The organism is Paenibacillus lycopersici, from assembly GCF_010119935.1.
Classification (GTDB): Bacteria; Bacillota; Bacilli; order Paenibacillales; family Paenibacillaceae; genus Paenibacillus_Z; species Paenibacillus_Z lycopersici.
In genome coordinates this window covers 3,579,409-3,598,084 of record NZ_CP048209.1, presented here as the reverse complement: position 1 = coordinate 3,598,084, position 18,676 = coordinate 3,579,409, and the positions used below count along the sequence as shown (strand labels likewise).

Annotated in this window: 17 protein-coding genes; all 17 read right to left on the bottom strand. The window is 58.4% G+C overall.

Annotated elements, in window-relative coordinates:
* Positions 1–100: 100 nt before the first annotated feature.
* Positions 101–571, bottom strand: a complete 471-nt coding sequence (locus GXP70_RS15975) for a hypothetical protein (protein WP_162357740.1) — start codon at positions 569–571, stop codon at positions 101–103.
* Positions 556–1,530 carry an ABC transporter ATP-binding protein gene (locus tag GXP70_RS15970; protein ID WP_162357739.1) on the bottom strand — a complete coding sequence of 325 codons (975 nt, stop codon included), beginning with the start codon at positions 1,528–1,530 and terminating at the stop codon, positions 556–558. Before GXP70_RS15970 ends, GXP70_RS15975 begins: the two co-directional genes overlap by 16 nt.
* Positions 1,523–2,506, bottom strand: coding sequence for an ABC transporter ATP-binding protein (locus tag GXP70_RS15965; RefSeq protein WP_162357738.1), 984 nt, complete (start codon positions 2,504–2,506; stop codon positions 1,523–1,525). The genes GXP70_RS15970 and GXP70_RS15965 overlap by 8 nt, the downstream gene beginning before the upstream one ends.
* Before the next feature lie 12 nt (positions 2,507–2,518).
* Positions 2,519–3,457, bottom strand: a complete 939-nt coding sequence (opp4C, locus tag GXP70_RS15960; protein WP_162357737.1) for an oligopeptide ABC transporter permease — start codon at positions 3,455–3,457, stop codon at positions 2,519–2,521.
* A 12-nt stretch (positions 3,458–3,469) separates the two neighbouring features.
* Positions 3,470–4,423, bottom strand: coding sequence for an ABC transporter permease (locus tag GXP70_RS15955; protein WP_162357736.1), 954 nt, complete (start codon positions 4,421–4,423; stop codon positions 3,470–3,472).
* A 71-nt stretch (positions 4,424–4,494) separates the two neighbouring features.
* Entirely contained in the window at positions 4,495–6,258 is a 1,764-nt protein-coding gene (locus tag GXP70_RS15950) for an ABC transporter substrate-binding protein (protein WP_162357735.1), read from the bottom strand.
* A 250-nt stretch (positions 6,259–6,508) separates the two neighbouring features.
* Positions 6,509–7,423, bottom strand: coding sequence for an ArsR/SmtB family transcription factor (locus tag GXP70_RS15945; RefSeq protein ID WP_162357734.1), 915 nt, complete (start codon positions 7,421–7,423; stop codon positions 6,509–6,511).
* A 252-nt stretch (positions 7,424–7,675) separates the two neighbouring features.
* A complete protein-coding gene (locus GXP70_RS15940) occupies positions 7,676–9,505 on the bottom strand; it encodes a copper amine oxidase N-terminal domain-containing protein (RefSeq protein WP_162357733.1) in 1,830 nt (609 codons plus the stop codon).
* 715 nt (positions 9,506–10,220) lie between these two features.
* Positions 10,221–10,793, bottom strand: coding sequence for a sensor histidine kinase (locus GXP70_RS15935; RefSeq protein WP_263864137.1), 573 nt, complete (start codon positions 10,791–10,793; stop codon positions 10,221–10,223).
* A complete protein-coding gene (locus tag GXP70_RS15930; RefSeq protein WP_162357731.1) occupies positions 10,744–11,535 on the bottom strand; it encodes a hypothetical protein in 792 nt (263 codons plus the stop codon). Before GXP70_RS15930 ends, GXP70_RS15935 begins: the two co-directional genes overlap by 50 nt.
* Positions 11,536–11,765: 230 nt before the next feature.
* The gene (locus tag GXP70_RS15925) at positions 11,766–12,116 is read right to left on the bottom strand and encodes a hypothetical protein (protein ID WP_162357730.1); all 351 of its coding nucleotides are present in this window, start codon (positions 12,114–12,116) and stop codon (positions 11,766–11,768) included.
* A gap of 128 nt (positions 12,117–12,244) precedes the next feature.
* Complete coding sequence (locus GXP70_RS15920; RefSeq protein WP_162357729.1) at positions 12,245–13,120, bottom strand: aminoglycoside 6-adenylyltransferase; 876 nt, start codon at positions 13,118–13,120, stop codon at positions 12,245–12,247.
* A gap of 276 nt (positions 13,121–13,396) precedes the next feature.
* Positions 13,397–14,389, bottom strand: coding sequence for a Gfo/Idh/MocA family protein (locus GXP70_RS15915; protein ID WP_162357728.1), 993 nt, complete (start codon positions 14,387–14,389; stop codon positions 13,397–13,399).
* A gap of 14 nt (positions 14,390–14,403) precedes the next feature.
* Positions 14,404–15,375, bottom strand: coding sequence for a Gfo/Idh/MocA family protein (locus GXP70_RS15910; protein WP_162357727.1), 972 nt, complete (start codon positions 15,373–15,375; stop codon positions 14,404–14,406).
* A gap of 2 nt (positions 15,376–15,377) precedes the next feature.
* A complete protein-coding gene (gene nagA, locus GXP70_RS15905) occupies positions 15,378–16,550 on the bottom strand; it encodes an N-acetylglucosamine-6-phosphate deacetylase (protein WP_162357726.1) in 1,173 nt (390 codons plus the stop codon).
* Positions 16,551–16,586: 36 nt separating this feature from the next.
* Positions 16,587–17,528, bottom strand: coding sequence for an ROK family protein (locus tag GXP70_RS15900; protein WP_162357725.1), 942 nt, complete (start codon positions 17,526–17,528; stop codon positions 16,587–16,589).
* Positions 17,525–18,586, bottom strand: a complete 1,062-nt coding sequence (locus GXP70_RS15895) for a Gfo/Idh/MocA family protein (RefSeq protein WP_162357724.1) — start codon at positions 18,584–18,586, stop codon at positions 17,525–17,527. The genes GXP70_RS15900 and GXP70_RS15895 overlap by 4 nt, the downstream gene beginning before the upstream one ends.
* Between the last annotated feature and the right edge of the window lie 90 nt (positions 18,587–18,676).

Here is an 18,676-nt window from a genome sequence, read left to right as displayed (position 1 = left end):
CAAGGAAGTTGCTAAGCGCTGTTGTTCTTAAGTCCTGACTCCAATGCACATAGAGCCTGTTAGCTCAAGGCTAACAGGCTCCGTTGCAAGCAAGATCTTCCTATGGCCTTTGAAGCGCGATCGTAATCTCGTGCCGATCTTCCCCAAACTGCGAATCCCCCCGCGTAAAGACCCAATACGCCGGAATCATGCTTCTCAGCAGTTCAAGCTCCGCGCCGTTCAACCGAAGTCCCTCGATCCGGTCGCCCGGGAAGCGGTAATCCGCGCCTTCGCGCTTGCGATACTTAATCGCCAACAAATTTTTGATACCGCCGATCGTAATGAACGGAAAGCGGTAGCCGTCCGATACCGCCGACTCCATCAACTGTAGGTTATCCTGCGCGAACGTCAGCAGCCGTTCCCACTTGACGTTCGGATCGACCGCCTCCGTTAGCTCGGCCTCGCTCTCCGCGCCGGCGCGAAGCAGATCCATAATCTTGTTGGCCGACAGTCCGTGCGCGATCATTCGCTCCAGCTGCAGCGAATAGAGCTGCGGCAGCTTCGTTCCGCCGCCGCTCATACGAGGTGGCAAGCGACGCTGTGATCGTTCCCGACGTTCCGGAACAACGGCGCTTCCTCGCGGCAGCGGGCAACGGCAAAGGGACAGCGCGTATGAAATTTGCAGCCGGACGGCGGATTCGCCGGGTTTGGCAGCTCCCCGCTCAGCACGATCCGTTCGCGCTTCAGCTTCGGAATCGGGATCGGTACGGCCGACAGCAGCGCCTTCGTGTACGGATGCAGCGGATTGCGGAACAGCTCGCCGCGCGAAGCGGTCTCCATCATCGACCCCAGGTACATGACCCCGATATGCGAGCACAGATGCTCGACGACGCTGAGGTCATGGGAGATGAACAAATACGTCAAGCCCTGCGTGTCCTGCATCTTGCGAAATAAATTGATGATCTGCGCTTGAATCGAGACGTCCAGCGCGGAGACCGGCTCGTCGGCGATGATCAGATCGGGATTCAAGACGAGCGCCCGGGCGATGCCGACGCGCTGGCGCTGGCCGCCGGAGAACTCATGCGGGAACCGGTCGATATGATACGACGACAGTCCGCATGCGGCCAAGACGTCCATGACCCGGTCGCGAATTTCTTCCCGGGGCGCCAGACCGTGATCCAACAGCGCTTCGCCGATGGCATCGCCGATGCGCACGCGGGGATTCAGCGAGCTATACGGATCCTGGAAGATGAGCTGCATTTTCGGACGAAGCTGTCGCAGCTCCTGCGGCGCCAGCTTGTACAGATCGACGCCCTTGAATTTCACTTCGCCGTCCGTTTTGTCCGTCAATCTGAGAATCGTACGGCCTACCGTGCTTTTTCCGCTTCCCGATTCTCCGACTAAGCCGAAGGTTTCGCCTTGCTTGATCGAGAAGCTGATATCGTCAACGGCCTTGACGCTGCCGACCGTACGGCTGAGCAGACCTGATTTGATTGGAAAATACTTCTTTAGCCCATTTACCTCGAGCAGCGGCTGTGCTGCCTCAGACATGCGCGATCGCCTCCTCGTACAGCCAGCATGCGACCTTTTGCCGCTTGCCGGCATCCTTCAACGCCGGCTGCTTCGTCCGGCAGATGTCCATGCAGTGCGCGCAGCGATCGTGAAAGTAACAGGACGGCGTCAGCTCGAGCGGATTCGGCACCTGACCCGGAATGGAATACAGCTCGTCCCGGCGCTGATTGATGATCGGCTTGGATTTCAGCAGCCCCTGCGTGTACGGATGCTTCGGATGCTCGAACAGCTCCACGACCTCGCCTTCCTCCACGACCTTGCCCGCGTACATAACGACGACGTAGTCCGCCATCTCGGCCACGACGCCCAAATCGTGCGTGATGAGCAAAATCGACGTCTCCGATTCTTCCTTGAACCGGCGCAGCATATCCAGAATCTGCGCCTGGATCGTCACGTCGAGCGCGGTCGTCGGCTCGTCGGCGATAAGCAGCTTCGGGCTGCAGGAGATCGCGATGGCGATCATGATGCGCTGCAGCATGCCGCCGCTCAGCTCGTGCGGATACGAATCGGCGATCTGCTCCGCGCGCGAAATGCCGACTTCGCCGATGAGCTCGATCGCCCGCTTCCGCGCGGCTTTCTTGCTCAGCTTCAAATGCTCCATGAGCGGCTCCATCAGCTGCTCGCCGATCCGAAGCACGGGATTGAGCGAGGTCATCGGCTCTTGGAAGATCATCGCGATCTCGTTGCCGCGAATGGTGCGCAGCTCGTTGCGGCTCAGCTTAAGCAAGTCTTCGCCGTTGAACGCGATGCTCCCGCCGATCACACGGCCGGCCGGCTCTTCGATCAGCCCCATCACCGACAGGGCCGTGATGCTCTTCCCGCTGCCGGACTCGCCGACGATGCAGACGATTTCGCCGGGGCGAACCCGCAGGCTTACGTCGTCGACGGCCCGGACGATGCCCTCTTCGGTTTTGAAATGCGTGCTTAAATGCGTGATATCAAGTAACGGATTCATGTTCGCGCACACCTACCTTTTCTGCTTGGGATCCAGGACGTCCCGCAGCCCGTCGCCGAAAATATTAATGGCGATGACGGTTGCGAAGATCGAGAGCCCGGGCGGAATCCAAAGCCACGGATGGTCCTGGAAATCGATCATGTTGTTGGCCGCGTCGATCATATTGCCCCATGTCGGCGTCGGCGCCATAACGCCGAGACCGAAGTAGCTCAGCACGGATTCGTATAGAATCGCCCCGCCGATGTTGAGCGTGGCGATGACGATGAGCAGCGGCACCAGGTTCGGCAGCAAATGATGAAATAGCTTCCGACGATCGCGAAGCCCGAGCACGACGGTGGCTTGCATATATTCCCGCTCCCGGAGGCTGAGCATCTGGCCCCGCACCATCCTCGCGAGCCCCGGCCAGCCGACGATGCTGAGCATCATCATGACGATGTACATGCGGTAATCCGTCGGCACCTTCCATTCCGACAAGAGCGCGCCCAGAATGAAGAGCAGCGGAAGGCTCGGAATCGTCAGCAGCAGGTCGGCCAGGCGCATAATGATTTGATCGGCGATGCCCCGGTAATAGCCAGCGATCACGCCAAGCAGCGAGCCGACGAAGACGGACAGCGCCATGGAAGCCAGGCCGACGGTCAAGGATATTCGTCCGGCCTGCAGCACGCGGGTCAGCACGTCGCGGCCCAGCGCATCCGTGCCGAGCCAGTGCTTGAGGCTCGGCGCCTTGTTCATGATGGCCATATGGATCTTGTTGTCCGTGTACGGCGAGAACAACGGGCCGACGAAGCAAGCGACGAACATGAACGCCACGACGACGAAGCCGAATACGGCCAGTTTGTTTTTGAGCAGCCGCCTCAAGGATTGCTTCCAGAGGGACGTATAGACGGGACGAACAGGTTGCGGGTTAGCGGACGCCATAGCCGCAGTCCCCTCTCCGTGAATCGTTGACATCGAATGGACCTCCTACAGCCTGACCCGCGGGTCGGCGACATGATACAGAATGTCCGAGACCAGCGTGCCGATGACGGTCAGAATCGCGATAAACAAGGTGAAGCCCATCAGGAGCGGGTAATCCCGCAAACTGAAGGATTGCATATAGAGCTGCCCGATCCCCGGCCAGTTGAAAATTTTCTCGATGATCAACGAGCCGCCGAACAAGGCGGGAAGCTCGAAGCCGACCAGCGTAATGGCGGGCAGCAGGGCATTGCGCAGGGCATGCGTGAACAAGACCTTGCGCTCTTTCAAGCCCTTCGCCCGGGCCGTGCGGATGTAATCCTGCTTGATGACGTCGATCATGTTGCTGCGGAAGTAACGCGTCAGCGAACCGACGCCGAGCAAGGTCATGACCATCACCGGAAGAATCATATGGTGAATGACTTCCCGAACATAAGCGAAGCCCGTCGCGTTGCTTCCCGTTGTCAGCATGCCTCCTGGAGGCAGCCACTTCCAGTCGACGGCCAAAATCTTAATGAGGAAGAGGCCGATGAAGAACGACGGAATCGACATCGCCGCGAAGAGAGCCACCATGACGATCGTATCGAACCATGAGTATTGCTTGTAGGCGGCGACGACGCCGACGACGACCGCGATCAGCCAGGTCAGGAACGTGGAAACGACCGCAAGCAGGAACGAATTCCAGATATATTGGTTAAACAACGTAAGAACGGGCTTCTGCTGCGACAGCGAATAGCCGAAATCGCCGTGGAAGGCGTTCTTCATCCAGGTGGCGTACCGCTCGATCACGGGTTTATTCAAGCCGTAGATCTCCCGAAGCTCGGCTTTGCGTTCCGGCGTCAGCTTGATGTTGCCCGTAATGAAGTCGCCCGGCGTCAACGCGTACAAGCAGAAGATCAAGAAGGAAGCCGCGAACAATATAACGATCATGTATAAGATCCGCTTCGTAATGTACGTGCTCATAATCGACTCCTTAACCTGTCATTCCCCGCCCGGTTTCGGACAGGGAATGGGGATTGTATGTCTCGTTATCGTTATTGGCTCAGCGTCCAGCTCGGCAAGCTTGGAGCAAGTCCGTTGAACGGGCTGACGCTCAGGTTCTGGATCCGCCCGTTATAGGCGTACACGCTCTTCTTATAGCTCGTGAAGATGACCGGCAGCTGGTCGTTCAGCAGCTTGTAGATATCTTGGTACACGGCTTTGCGTTCGTCGATGTTCGACGTCGCCAAGCCTTTGTCGTAAAGCTCCTTGAACGTGGCGTCGTCGTAGCCCGGAATCTCGCCGTCGACGAATTGGAGCAGGCCGTCCGACGGATCGGTCAGGAGCGATGTCGAGAAGGAAGCCATGTCGTAATCGCCGCCTTCGACCTTGGAGACGAGCGCGTTGAAATCCGCGAATACTTCGGGCTCGAACTTGATGCCGAGCGCTTCGTAATCCTCTTTCGCCACGGCGATGAAGATATCGGTCTCCGGCTTCTTGGAGCCCAGGAAATGGATGGTCAGCTTCTTGCCGTCTTTCTCGCGAATGCCGTCCGCGCCTGCCTTCCACCCCGCTTGGTCCAGAAGCGCCTTCGCTTTCTCCGGATCGAACTTGTACGGATTGATGCCGTCCTCCGTATAGGACCACGAGATCGGCGAGGATGGAATGTTCGCGACTTGACCCGCGCCCTGCGCCGCATCGACGTAGATGCTCTGACGGTCCAAACCGTAGGTAAGCGCTTGGCGCACCAGCTTGTCTTCCAGCGCCGGATGCTTCAGGTTCAATTGCAGATAACCGTACGTGCTCGGCGTATACGAGAGGATATTGACGAACCCGAGCGCTTTCAGCTTGTCGATATTCTCTTTGGTGGCCGTGAAGGACGCGTAGTCGACCTCGCCTGTCTCCAGGTACTGCCATGTGTCGCCTTGGGCCGTTTTATATATGAAATGCTCCGTCTTCGGCTTGCCGTCAAAGTAGTTCTCGTTCGCGACCATGCGCACTTCTTGGCCCGGAATGAATTTCTCCAGCTTGTACGGTCCGGTTCCCAGCGGGCTGCCGCTCAGCTTCTTCATGTAATCCAATTGGCCTTGCTTGTAGTCCTTGCCGTAATACGCCTTGGAGAGCACGTCGGAACCGAGCAGCGTCAGCGCGCTGGCGTTCGGCTTCTCGAGCGTGACGGAGATCGTCTGCGGGTCGATGACCTTAATGCCCGGGATGCTTGTCGCCGTGCCGGCTTTATAGGCGTCGCCGCCTTGGATATGCAGCGTATTGACGAGGGAGTCGCCGTCGTATGACTTGTCGTACAGGATCGTCCACGTGAAGGCGACGTCGTCGGCCGTAAGCGGCGTGCCGTCGCTGAATTTCAAATCCTTGCGGAGATGATACGTGTACGTCAGGTTATCGGAGCTTACGTCCCATTTCTCGGCCAAGCCCGGAATAGGCAGGCCTTTGTCGTCGACGCGGACGAGCGGCGTGTACAGCAGGGACGATACGTTGCCGTCGTAGCCGCTTTGCTGGAAGTACGGCGTGAACGCGCCGCTCGGATCGGTCAAGCCGACGATGATCGTGTCCGTACGCTGCTTCGCGACGTCGGGCAGCTTCGACATGTCCGAAGCCGTTATGAGTCCGGCAGCACCCGACGCACCCTGATCGGGCGTCGCCGCGGTCGCTCCGTTGCCGGCTGCGGGCTGGTTGGCCGCAGGCTGGTTAGCCCCGGCCGCATTGTTCGCGTTCGAATTGCCGCCGTTGCTGCCGCAAGCGGATAAGAACAACGCGGTCGCGAGAATGGCTGTCGATAGAGTTACGATTTTTTTATTCATGATACCCTCCCTGGAATCGGCTGCTTTGTAACGTCGTCTAATCCCGACAGGATTACTCAGCATTATTTGTCCTTATTATAGGGAGGATTAACGGTTCTGTAAATAGAGAACTAAAAATAAATTCTTTAAAAAAAGAATATAGGAAATGTTCACCAGAAACATAACGCAATGCTGCATACGTCCGGAAACGCAAACAACCGCTTACGCATCGTCTAATCGATGCGTAAGCGGTCGTCTGCAGCGCTTGTCTTTAATCCGCCGGCTTCTTGATATAGTCCATAATTGTACTGTGCGCCTGCTCGATCGCGCTCGTTCGGAGGCTGTACGTCGTCAGCGTCTCGCCCTCGAAATGCGCCGTCAACATACCGGCGTTGCGAAGCTTCGAGATATGATCATGGGTTATACCTTTGGACAGCTCCATATGGCGCACGATCTCGATGAACGAACGCGGGCCTGCGCTCAGGTATCTCAGAATCTTCAGCCGGCTCTTCTCCGCAACGCTCCGGATCATGCGGTACTCGTGCGGCGACAGGAAATCCTCGTCGCTGACGTACACCCGTGCGGCGTAGTGGCAGATGGTGATTTTCCCATAGTTGCTGATGACGTTGACCGGCTGAAAATGATATTGCGGCATCAGAATCACCTGCTCGAGGCCGTTCACCGGCACGAACGACAGGCCGTTCGTCGTCTCGTCGACGAACGCGAACGGGTCGGCCGACGGAAGCGCTTGCTTGCGGGCGCGCGCTTCCTCCCGGAGCATCGGCATGATCGCCGGATCGATATGGCGAAAATACTGCTCGTTCCATTGTTCGAACAAGCGTACGGTATGATCGCGAAATTCGCCCATCTGATTCGGGAACTGGTTGCCGTAAGCCGACATTAATTCATACAGCTCTCCTGCCGACATCCCTCTGAGCCAATCGATGAAATCGGCGACGTCTTCGCCGGGACATAGATGCACGAGCAGATAGGTTAGCTTCCAGTCGCCGTCGATTTGCACCTTGTCGAGCAACGCCGCCAATTCAGGCGTGATCCGCTGCCGGACGTCCTTGGCCCAGGACGGGGATAAATCGAGCTTCTTATGCGATTTGCGGCAAACGTAGGCATGCAAGCTGCCCATGATTTCGTATAATGGTTTGAATCTCACGTCCAAGCTGTATTCCATGGCCGTACGCCCCTCTCTGCCTCATATTATAGCAATGGATCCTCGTTGCGCACCACTTGGAATTTTCAAGCCCTGCGGACGGGAGGCAGAAACCGCCAAAAAACGCGTACCGGGCCCGATTCGAGGATAGGAGGTCGCCGTCCATGTCCCTCTTGATTAAGCAAAAGGGACGCGATTGTTTTTCAAACCCAAGAACAACCGGCCGGCCATAATCGCCCGGATGTTCTTGTTCCTGGCAAAGACCATTCTCGTTCAGCTTGCGTAAGGAACGACTATAACAAAGCTGACAAGCGGCGACACGCCGCTCATTCCCGGTACGCTCCCCGGAGGACTGTACAGCGTCACCTCATACGTACCCGGCCCTTTGTTCGGCGTTAACCGGTAGGTGAACTTGCCATCCTGAAGCGGAATATCCACGCGCTTGCTCGACAGGTTTCCGGCATGATAATCCATGCCGATCGAGTCGAAGCTCTGCCCCTTCAATGCCCCCGTAATATCGACTGAGGCGCCGGCGCTTATCTCCGCGTAACCGCTTGGCCACGACTTTCCATTGCTGCTCGTCAGCTTAAGCTCAACCTTCAAGGAATCCGCGAAGAAGGAACCGTCCGTGCGAAAAGGCACATCGGCAGCCGTAATCGTCGTCTTGATCGGAATGCTATCAATGACGCGCTTCGTCTGCATATCCCGCATGACAAAAGCATTGTCGCCCGGCAGCAAATCCACGCCTACTTTATACAGCTGGTACTTCAAGCTGTTATAGCCAACCGGAGGCTTTTGCTGCTCATAGCCCCAGGACGCCCCTGATCCCAACCGCTCATTGGAGTAGGTGAACGGAGGTCCTCCGATACTGAGCACCGAGGTCTTATAGTCCGCCTTGCTGCCGATCGGCGGCACGACCGAGTTGGTCGACCAATGCGTATAATGCACCGCGATTGCTTTCGCGGCGGCATCGTAGGTAACCGGCAGACCGAACTGCTCCGACATGAAACGAAGCGGCACGAGCGTCGTGCCATCCTTCACAAGAAGCGGTACTGTCGCCAGCTTCTCCTGCTTGCGGAACACTTCACCGGTACGAAGCCGCAGCTGAAGTTCGTTAAGCCAACCGTTCTGGGAGACGTAGACTGCCCCGCCGCCGGCCTCGGCAACGTACTGAATCTCCCCTCCGATAAGGGTCGCAATATCCCGGAGCGGCAAGAACGCCGTCCCGTCCTTCACGATCGGAGCTTGCGCCAGCGGAACGAACCGATTCTCGTACGGCTCGAACATCTCGCTGCGCCCTGCCTGCAGGTTCAGCTGCATATCGACCGGCAGCAGCACGATATCCGCCGAGTCGAGCAGGTTCACGACAGGCCGAAAGCTGGTCAGCATCGAGACGAAATCTTCAAGCGAACCAAAGCCGGCAAACGAGTAATACGTGCCGCCGTTATTCGTCCAGCTCGCCGAATACGTCACCTTCCCGGAAGCCGCCTTCGTCACGAGTACCGTTCCGGCCGCCCCGCTCACCGGTGCGCCGGCCTTGACCATCGCAGCGAATTTACTGCTCAGCTGCTGCTCCAGCCCCGCGTCCGCGCCAGTGCTCCAGAACTTCCAGCCAGCGGCATCGCCGCTCTGCAGCAGCTTCGCGCTCGGCGGCACCGACAATCCTTCCTCGGCCGCCGACCCCGCCGCAAGCCGGTAAAGCACATCGGAAGCCTTAGGCTCCCCTGCTCCGCCAGCGCCCAGCAGCATCGCCACGGCCGGCAACGCCTTCTCCGAGCGATACGCCGTCAATATATAACCATCACCGGTCAGTTGACTCCGCATGCCGTAATATTGCCAATGCGAATCCGGCAGCCGCGTCGGCAAATACGCCGTGACGGGACTCTGGTTAAACAGCTGCTCCGCCAACGCGCTCGTAAAATGCGTATAATAACCGAAGCCCGGATCCAGCTCCGGTTTACCGTTCCCGGTCAGCCTCGGCGCAGACGCGCCATCCGTACCATTTGCCCCATCGGCCGCCGCCGACGAAGCCGCGCCATTACCGGCCGTCCCCGCGACCAGCGCTCCCGCAAGCAGCAGGAACCTTGTCCAGCTCTTTGTCATTTCCGCTAACCTTCCTTTCATGATAAGCTTCCTGTTTTTACAGACGCTCCCATCGCTGAAAAGTTGCTTCCATAGCCGAGCGAAGGCAACATATCATCCATAGACGGTTGTCTTCGTTTGCGGTTGAATTTTTTTACCCGTTTACGTAAATAGCGAACGGGGAATTCTTTATTCTGATCAAGCCTTGAAGCTCCTTCTCTTCCGTGAAGAGAACAAATGCGGCACGTATTCCGTATAAACGGATTACGTGCCGCATTTGTTCGGTCGCGTCTTTGTTTGAGTTATCAGCTGGCAAACCGCGCCCTGGAGCACAACGGATCCTGCTGCCGCTTCGCCGGCGTGGCATGGACTGCTGCTACCGTTTCGAACCGGCCGGTTTCATGACGCCTGGTTCACGGTGCGTGCGTCGCTGCATGGAAGCGGACAGGAGATGCGTTATTCGCTGCTTTATCGCGTGTTTCCGTGTGCTCGCGGACAGGAGATCCGTTAAATCGGCTGATTAATATGTTTTCGATGCCATACGGGGACATTAACGGATCCTGTGTCCGTGCGCCACCCTAATAGCGCGATTTCGCCAAAATAACGGAACCACTGTCCGCGAGTCATCGAGAGAGACCCTTTGTGATCCTTTCCTTTCGAACTGGGGCACAGGCGGAGTCGAAGCCCGCTCCTGTGCATCCAATGTATCTCCCCTGCCGCATACGGAGGCCAATCGTCACGACTTGGGCGTCTGCTTCTCGCCCGCCGGTAACCGGATCGTCGCCTTGGTGCCGACGCCGACCGCGCTTTCGAAGCTTAACCGCCCGCCCATGCCATGAATGATTTGATACGCGTCCATCAGTCCGACTCCGCTGCCCGACGCTTTCGTCGTATGGGAGACGCTTCCCAGTTTCCCCAGCTGTTCTTCGGTCATGCCCGCTCCCGTATCGGCAATCTCGACATGCATGCCTTCTTCCTGCCGATAGGCGCGGATTTCGACGGAGCCCCCGTTCGGCGTCGCTTCGATGGCATTCTTGATCAAATTGATGATGACTTGCTTCAACTTCACTTGATCGCCGGTTATGCTCAATCCCTCGTCGATGAAGGTATGCATCAGGATGCCTCGCATCGTAGACATGGTGCTCATGAGCGTATGCATATTCTGCAGCAGCAGCGTGAGATCGATCGCTTGAATGCGAGCTTCCCGGGGCTTAGCATAGTTCAGAAAATCGCTGATAATAAGCTCCGCCCGATCCAATTCATCGACGGCGGTATTCATGTAATACTTCCCCCGATCGTCGAGCGACATCTTGGCCAGCTGAATGAAGCCTCTCACGACGGTCAACGGATTGCGAACTTCGTGCCAATTCGCTCATCACCGAGAGCATATCGTACTTCTGCAATTCCGTATCCATATGATGCAATTCCTTGTCCTTTTGCCGCAGCTCCGCTTCTTTCCGTTGCAGCGTGATCTTCAGGGCATGAAGCTGTACGCCTCTTTCGATAAAATGAACGCATAGCACGGTCAGTACAATTTGGAGAACGCCCCCTGCCGCGTAAGCAAGCCAATCCATCGGAGAGAGCGCCGTTTGCGTCTGCCCTTCCCGGAACATAAGCGCGTTAAGCAGGTATGCCCATCCCGCTACAAGCGAGCTTAGCCAATACTTCCGTCTCGAATCCAGTTCATTGATGCGCAAGGCAATCGGACAAGCCAGAAGGAGAACGAGAATGCTGCCGGCCGCCCAGACATGCCAGAAGCGCGGATCCGATACGAGAAGCATATAACCGCACATGATGCCGGCCCCCACCCCGCCGGTTCGCAGCCCGCCATATAGGGAAGCGATGCCGATCGCAATCCAAGCGTTATCCAATTGAATGGCCCCGTCGGACGAAGGCTGAACGACGATGCTCAGAATCGACGTCGACCCGCATACGACGCCGATCAGCCAGCGATTCGCGAAGCGGGGAGAAATCCGCTCCGTCATTACCGTTCGAATAATTGTAAGTGGAACCATTATCATGAAGGCATGCATCATGATATCCTTGACCATCTGAATCTCCCTTTCCGCAGGACATCAAAAAAAAGCCTAAATAAAGGCTGCGTTCGGCAGTCTTTATTTAGGCTTAAGTCCGGTGTAATACCCATCCACTTCCACCTGTATACAATTAAATCGCTTGGCTCGGCAATGCATGGAGTGATTTCTGACACGGTTAGGCCGCAGCTTCATATCCGCGCGCCCACTCGTATCATTTCGCGATCCTCGCTTCGTTTCAATACTTATTAAGCGGTCGGATTCAAGATGAACACGTTGTTGTTATTGTGCAGCAGCCTTTTCTCCAGCGCCCGCTTGGCGATCACCAGCTGGTCCGTTAAGCCTTGGCGGATGAGCTGTTTCTCGATCGGGACCAAGATGCCGTTCCGAATGACCAGCAAGGTTCTGGCGTTGATCAGATAGGAAGCCACCTCCGCCGGCGTTTTCTGCGCTTGGGCGCTGACCGATATGATCTCGGCATGAATGGCTTCTTTCTCGGGATAAACGCACTCGGACAGCTTGCTTCCGTCATCGGTACAGATGCACGTGAAATTGCCTATATAACTCGCAATATCGGTTTGCGTCTTCAAGCGATCCAATGGCGTACTCCCTCCCGAATGACAATCTCGTGCTAAGATTGCCATCCGAAGGGCGTAGTTATACCTGGATTAGCGCACGCCTGCTGAGTCGGTAGTATCTATCTCGCAGCCGCTCGCAGCTCCATCCGTCAATAGATTTCGGTGGCGTCGGCCGGCAATCGACGAACATGCTCGATATATGCCGTTACGCGCAGATCGTCTTCATGAGGATATTCGTACTGCAGTTGATCCGCAACAACTTTCGCCGTACTGCGAAACAATCCGCACATCGCGAGCATCGCTTCCCATACGGCATCGCAGCTTCCTTCGGCAAAGGTGGACAGGAGCTCCTGCCAGCTTTGTTCCGACAGATACCTCCCCAAGTATTTGCCGCTTTTGCCCGCGCTTACGGAATAGTCGGTTTGGATGCCAACTCGCCACTCCAGCATCTTGAGGAGCATCGGCCTCATTACGTTATTAAGATGATGATGGGCATAGAGAATTTCCTTCCTCCATAGCCCCTTCGCCACGTACGTAGAAATCCACCAAAATTCGTTGCAGCAATCCGCGAAAAATTCGGGCGACGGGCGTTTCGCCCTATAATCTTCGTCAGTCGGGGCCGCAAGCGCTGGAAGGCATGCGTCTTTATCCAATAAAATCATAGACAGCTTATCGCCGTTGTTCCAGTTATCCTTGTTCTTGATCGGGGAAAGCGAGAGGTCGATTCGGTTGCCGTCAGCAAACAGCATCAGGTAAGCGAACCCGCCGTCGTTCCACTCGGACGGAAATAAGGGCATGTTATCCGGCGTTTGCATTATAATGCGCTCGCCGAAAACATCGATCCAACGCGGATTGCGAACAAAGGAATCCACGTCGGTAACGATATAGACAATGTCAAAGTCCTGAAAAGGATCCTTCGGCGCATTCGGATTCGTCCGCGATCCGTTCATGGCTACCGCGCGAATCCGTTCGTCCTTAGCAGCGATACCGAGGATCAAATCAAGCATTTCTTTTTCATTTCTCATATTCGTTTGCCAACCTCCGCATTCTATTTTTTGGAATTCAATCTAGAAATGCCAATAAGGAGGTCCGCGATTTCGAACGGTATAAACGCTAGCCCGACAGGCAGGTTATAACTTTTGGAACGTCTTCTTCATCGTCGTTTCTCCTCTCTAAAAGGATAGTCGTGCAATGCTTAAAAATGGATGTGCTCCCACGATATCACTGCAAGATACTAACCTCAAGAGCTTGCTGCCTTGATTCATTGGACTTCCAGTTAATCGCGGGAATGAGAGAAAGGTCTAGTCGGTCGTAGTGTTCAGTCTCACCGGCTGCTTCAGCTTCGCGGACGCGTAAGCGGCGATCGCAACCTCCATGGCGCGCAAGCCATCCAGGCCGGTCACGGACACCGGCTTGTTGGAAATGACGCATTCCACGAAATGATCGATCAGTCCTTGATCCGGATCGTCTCCCCAGAAAGGCGTCGTCGTCTTCATCGTGTCGTCGCTGTGCAGCGTCAAATTCTGCTTGTACAGGTCGACCTTGGCGCTGCCTTCCGTCCCGATCAGGTCGAGCGTCAGGTCGCCCCACACCGGAAAGGATTTCGAACGCGACCAGGATGGATCCAGCGAGGCGACGACGCCATTGTCGAACGTGAACGTCAGCAAGCCGCAATCGTCGATGTTCGCGTCCTCGTAAAAGGATTGATCGATCTCCGCGTACACTTCGTTCACTTCGGCCCCGGGCATGTACCAGCGCATGACGTCGAGCACATGAACGGTATGATCCATGACGGCGCCCCCGCCAGCCAGCTCCTTGTCGGCGAACCAGCCCCAGGGCATCGTGCCGCGGTTCGTCCCGCTGAACGCAACGATTCGCCCGAGTTCTCCCGATGCGATGCGCGCCTTCATTCGCTGCGCTACCGAGCTGAACCGGCAAGGGAACGCGATCATCAGCTGGACGCCTGCCCGGTCGGCGGCGTCTATCATCGCCTTGCCGTCTTCCACGGTCGTGGCGATCGGCTTCTCGCACAAAATATGCTTGCCGTGCTTCGCCGCAGCAATTGCATAACCGGCGTGCTTGGCGTTCTCCGAGCAGATCACGACGGCATCCGAAGCTTCAATCAGCTCGATCTCGCTCGCATACCACGACGTGCCGAATTCCTCGGCCATCCGTCTGCCGCGCTCGGCGTCGTCGTCCGCGATGCCGACAAGTTCGGCGTCCGGATTACGCAGGATGGCATGCGCATACGACCATGCATGCATATGGGCAAAACTAATGATTCCGATTTTCATCCGCCTAACCTCCTCTAATCGAACGTAACGACTTCGCCCGTCTCCGCGGATTTTACGGCCGCAAGGGCGAGCGCCAGCGACTTCGCCGCGTCTTCTCCGGTGACGAGCGGCCGCGAACCCGTGCGAACGCAATCGACGAAATGACGCAGCTCCGCTTCGTATGGCGATGCCGCCAACGGGCTCTCCGCTAATGCCGCCGGATTGCCGTCCCCTCTGAGCGAGACCGCAATCGGCTTGTGGTCGTCCGAATCCAGCTTCAGAACGCCGCCGGTTCCCGCCAGCTCGAGATACGAGCGGAACCCGTCGGGGAGCGCCCAACTGGCGGTCAGATGCGCGATGATGCCGCTCTTCGTCCGGATCGAGACGAAGGCATGCTCGCCCGGCAGCCCTTCCCCGGCGATCTTGGCATAGACGCGCTGCGGTTCGCCGAACGTCCAGCGAAGCCAGTCCAGATCGTGAATGCCGAGATCGGCCAGCACGCCGCCCGAACGGGACTTGTCCTGGAACCATTCCGCCCATCCCGGCGCGGCTCCTTCGCGAATCATGCGCACGGTGCCGACCTTGCCGAGCTTGCCTTCTTCGACGAGCTTCTTGGCCATCGCATAGTCCGGCGAGAAGCGAAGGGCTTGTCCAACCATGAACGTCACGCCGGCGGAGCGGCAAGCCTCGTCCATCCCGATCGCGTCCTCGAGCGAAGTCGCGATCGGCTTCTCGCAGAATACGTGCATGCCGCCGGACGCCGCCCGAATGACATGACTTTTGTGCAGATGGTTCGGCAAGCATATATCGATCACGTTCGGCTGCTCGGCTTCGATCAGCGCCTCCATCGAGGCATAGCTGTTCGCGCCGTAAAGGCCCGCCAGCTTGGCAGCCGTTTCCGGCTGTTCATCGGCTACGCCGACGATGCGAACCTCGGGAATTCCGTCGTAAGCGGCGGCATGCGTACTCCCCATCATCCCTGCTCCAATAATGCCGATCTTGAGCATCGTTACCCCTCCTTTATGTTCGGATAGACGCGCCGCCCGCGAACATACGTCTCCAGCAGCTCGAGCCGCTCGTCCAGGACGAGAAAGTCCGCGTCCAGCCCTTGCGCCAGCGCGCCTTTGCGCCGATCCGCCCCTGCCTCTCTCGCCGGTACGGCCGTGAACGAGGGCAGCACGTCCTCCAGCGGGCGGCCCGTGATGTCCAGCACCCGGCGCAGCGAATCCAGCATGGTCGCGGAACTGCCTGCGAGCGTATCCGTTCCCTTCAAATAGATCTTCCCGCCGTCAACTACCGTGTTGCCGTATTCACCTTCCGCCATCCCCGCTTGATAGACCGCGTCGGTAATGACGCAGACGTTCCACGGCCCCTTCAAGTCATAGAGCAGACGCACGGCCGCGGGATGCACATGAATGCCGTCGACGATGATTTCGGCCGTCAAGCGTGGCTCGGTCAGCCCTGCCCCCGCGACGCCGGGTTCCCGATGGGCGAAAGGACGCATGCCGTTGAAATGATGCGTCGTATGGCGCGCGCCCCACGCGACAGCGGACACCGCCTGCTCGTACGTTGCGTCCGAATGGCCGATGGACACGCGGACGCGTTGATCCGTCAGCCACCGGACGAACGGCTCGCCCCCGGCTAGTTCGGGAGCGAGCGTAATGAGCCGAATCGTCCCTCCCGCAGCCGCGATGTAACGCTCCATCTCCTCCCGATCGGGCGGATGGAGCCAAGCTTCCTCGAAAGCGCCCTTGCGGATCGGATTCAGGAACGGCCCTTCCAGGTGAACGCCGATGTAGTCGGCGCCGTTCATCGAGCCGTCGGTCTGAGCTTGCAAGGCGTTGCGCAATATGCCGATCGTCTGCGGTTCCGGCGCGCCGCCGGTCGTTGCGAGCAGCGAAGTCGTCCCGTGCGCCGCATGAAAGCGCGCCGTACCGCGAAAGTCCTCCGGCTCGCCGCGAAGCAGATCGTAGCCGCCGCCGCCGTGCACGTGGACGTCGACGAAGCCCGGCACGATGATTTTGCCGGCCAGATCCACGGTTTCGCCCATGTCTGCCGTCGCGGGAGCGTCAGCCGGACCCGCCGAGACGATCGTTCCGTCTTCGGCTATGACTAGCCGGCCATCCGCGAAGCGCTCGCGACCGTTATACAGCTGCGCGTGAATGTAGGTGGTAGTCCTCACATCTTCTCTCCCCCTTCTATTCGGAATTAACCATGCCTATTCAGGATAAACATGGTGCAAGGCGCCGATAAGCGCGGCGTCCTCGCCGAGGGCGGCCGGCACGACGCTAAGCTTGCCGCGCAGCCACGGGAATCGGTCGTGCAGCTGCCGGCGAATGGGTTCCAGCAGCGGCTCCCCGGCATTCGCGACGCCGCCGCCGATGACGATGATCTCCGGATCGAGCAGCGCCACGGCCGTCTCCAGCTTATCCGCAAGCAGCCCGGCGGCATAGCGATACATACCGCTCGCGCGTTCGTCGCCTACCGCGCACAACCGTGCGACGTCCTCCGCCGTCGGGGGCACGGCATCCGACATGCCGGACAGCCCGGCTTCCGCGGCTAGCCGCGCGATGCCCGGACCGGAGACGATCGTCTCGAGGCAGCCGACCTTCCCGCACGGACACTTCAGCGCAAGGCCGGGAACCGTGTCGTGTCCGATCTCCCCCGCCAGATTATGTCCGCCGCGAATAAGCCGGCCGTCGACCGCGACTGCGGCCGCGATGCCTGTCCCGATCGTGAGGCATAACGCATTGCGCGCTCCTCTCGCCGCTCCCGCCTGAAGCTCTCCCCGCGCGAACGTGCGGACATCGTGATCGATGCATACGGGAACGCCCAGCCGCTCGGCCATTAAGGGGACGAAGGGAACTTCTCTCCAGCCAAGATGCGTCGCCTCGTAAACGACCCCATCCTCGGGATCGACGCCGCCGGGAAGGCCGAAGCCGGCTCCGGCAAGCGCCGCCGGTTCGCCGTGCAGCGCGGCCAGCGCAGTCTGCAGCCGGCTTGCGATCGTCTCCATGAAGGCGATCGGCTGCCCGAACCGCTCCCGCTTCGCGCCCAGCGTCTCGAATTTCGTCTTGGCCAGCAGCGAACGCGATTCGTCGAACAAGCCGATCACCGTACCCGTGCCGCCGATGTCGATGCCCGCATAGATGCGCCTCATCGCCCGCCGTCCGTTTTCACGGCGCCGTTCGTCTCGGACGATAACCGGATCGCGTCCAGAATCCGCATGACCGTCAGCCCTTGGCGGACATCCGATACCGGCTGCTCCCGCCGGATGACGCATTGAACGAAATGGTCGATTTCCTCTTTGTAGTAGTCGTTGCTCTCGACCTGCAGCCGGCTTTCGACCGGCACGAGGCTCGATTCTTTGAAGAGAAACAGCGGGTCGAGGCTGACGCCCCCTTGGGTGCCGTACAGCTCGATCTTCATCGCGTCGTCTTGCGCCCCGTTCGCCGCCCAGCTCGCTTCGACGGTCAACGCGGCGCCGTTCGCGAACGTGATGTATGCCGTGCCGAAGTCCTCCACGTCATAGATGCCCTCGGCTTTGTTATCGGCCGACCGCGCTTCGTAGAACCCGTTCACCTTCGTCTCATACGGCGCGATGCGGCGAAACAGCTTGCCAAGGACGTTATCCGGCTCCGGCATGCCCATCAGCCACCAGGCCGCGTCCAGCGCATGGACGCCGATATCCATCATCGGTCCGCCGCCGGACAGCGTGCGCGAGGTGAACCAGCCCTTCGGCACGCCCCGCCTGCGAATAATGCGCGCCTTCGCGAAATAAATGTCGCCGAGCTCGCCCGACTCCGCGATCCCCTTCAGCGCTCTGACGTCATACCGGTAGCGGCTGCTCATGCCGGCCATCAGCACGCGGCCCGTTCGCTCGGCTGCTTGCACGAGCCGTTCCGCCTCCTCTGCCGTCGCCGTCATCGGCTTCTCCACAAGCACGTCGAGGCCGGCTTCGAGCGCCTGGATGGCCAGCTCGGCATGGCTCGCGTTGAACGTGCAGATGCTGACGGCATCCAGTCCCGCGCCTTCGAACATCGCTTTCGCCGACGGATAGGCGGCCGCGCCCCATTCCTTGGCCGCCTCCTGCGCGCGCTCGTAATCGAGATCCGCGACCGCCACGAGCTCGACCTGTGGATGGTTCTTGTAGTTGGGCAAATGAAAAATATGGGCGATGGCGCCGATTCCCACGACGCCGACTTTAATGGTTGTCATGTTTTCACGCTCCCGGGCTATTCTTTCGTGTCGAAACGTTTGCACGTACAGGGAAGAATACCGCTTCCGTTGTCAGCGGAGCGGCATTGG